1 pseudogene is annotated in these 332 nt (G+C 75.6%); it reads right to left on the bottom strand.

The features are described from left to right. Positions 1 to 332 (bottom strand): annotated as a pseudogene (locus ACLZOT_RS51010) (endopeptidase La); the annotation flags it as partial.

Raw genomic sequence — 332 nt, 5'->3', positions numbered from 1 at the left:
ACCTGCCAGGCGCCGCGCTTGCGCAGCCATGCGGTGGCGAGCGCCTTGTACTCCTTCACCAGCTCGGCGACCTGCCCCGGCACCGGCTCGGGCACGCTCTCGTCGATCCGGGTCCCTTCCACCCACAGTGCGGCCCCCGGCCCGGTCGTCCCGGCCCCGATCCGCACCCGCCCGCGCCCACGGATCAGGGCACCCGGATCACCGTCGGCCAGCCGGCCGACCTGTTCCACTGTGCCGAGCACTCCGGTGCCCGGGTACGTGCCGTCGATACGCGGCACCAGCAGCACCCTGGGCTTCCCGGGCGTGGCACGGGCGGCGGCCTGGGCGGCCTC

It is taken from the genome of Streptomyces sp. 4F14, assembly GCF_048159485.1.
GTDB lineage: Bacteria > Actinomycetota > Actinomycetes > Streptomycetales > Streptomycetaceae > Streptomyces.
The sequence above is the reverse complement of the archived record's forward strand: the minus strand, read 5'-3'. Positions and strand labels throughout refer to the sequence as shown.